This is a genomic window from Pseudoroseomonas cervicalis ATCC 49957 (assembly GCF_000164635.1).
GTDB classification, from domain to species: Bacteria; Pseudomonadota; Alphaproteobacteria; order Acetobacterales; family Acetobacteraceae; genus Pseudoroseomonas; species Pseudoroseomonas cervicalis.
The window spans coordinates 1-1,067 of the sequence record NZ_GG771050.1 but is presented as its reverse complement, the minus strand read 5'-3'; the positions used below and the strand labels follow the sequence as shown (position 1 = coordinate 1,067).

1 protein-coding gene is annotated in these 1,067 nt (G+C 74.8%); it reads right to left on the bottom strand.

Going from position 1 to position 1,067, the window contains the following annotated elements; genetic code table 11:
* Positions 1 to 1,067 (bottom strand): tetratricopeptide repeat protein (locus HMPREF0731_RS21640; protein ID WP_007006384.1); only part of this gene is annotated, 1,067 nt, incomplete at both ends.

The window sequence follows — 1,067 nt, the reverse complement described above, 5'->3', positions numbered from 1 at the left end:
AGCGCCTGGCGTGCCAGGTTGGCCGGGGTGCGCGGCGGCGGCGGCGGGGCAGGGGGGCGGCCATCGGGGCCAAGGCCCAGCGCCCGCTGGAACTCCGCCTGCCGGTCCGGCGCCAGCGCCATGGCGCGGTCGTAGAGGGCGCGCCAATCGGCCTCGCGGTTCTGCCGGCGGCGCAGGATGGCAAGGCCCATCAGCGAGTCGACATCGTTCGGGTTGGCCTGCAGCGCGGTGGTGAAGCCGCCTTCGGCATCGGCCAGGCGCTGCTGGGTCAGCGCGTCGAAGGCGCCCTGGCGCGTCTCGTAATTCGGGTCCTGGCCGAAGCTGCGCATCTCCCGGTAGCGCGCCTCGATCTCGGGATCGGCCGGGTTCTCGGCCCGGTAATCGTCGAACGCCGCCAGCGCCTCACCGCCTGGGCCCATCCAGAGCAGCGCCTGCCGCCAGGCGGCACGGGCGGCGCTGGCGGTGTCGGGGCGCCGCGCCATCTCGCGCAGCGTGTCGATGCCCTGGAAGCGCGTGGTCTCGCGGAAGGTGAGCATCTGGGCCAGCGCCAGCTTCATCCGCGCATTGTCGGGCTGGCGTTGCAGCGCCGCCTCCAGCCCGCGCCGGGCCTCGCGGAAATCATCGGCCGAGAGCCCGGCCTGGGTCAGGTAGTATTCGACGGCGAAGGCATCCGGCACCTCATTGCCGCCGAAGGCGGCGCGGTAGCGCAGCAGCGCCTCCCGCCCGCGGCCGGATTGCGAGAGCTGCCGCGCCTCGGCCAGCCCCTGCTGGTCGGCGGCGGTGGCCCGCAGGGCGCTCTGCGCCCGGGCCAGATCCGGGCTCCGCGGCGCGATGGCGGAGAGGCGGCTGAGATAGGCCTGGGCCTGCTCCGTCTCGCCTGCGGAGGCGGCGATCTGCGCCGCCATCGAGAGCGCCTGCGGGTCGTTCGGGCGCAGGCGCAGCAGCCGCTCCAGCGATTGCAGCGCCGCATCGGGGCGGTTCTGCGCCTGCCAGTAGCTGGCCTGGTCGAGCAGCAGGGTGGCGGCGTTGTCGCCGGCGGAGGCGCCATTCGGCTGCGCCGTCGCGCC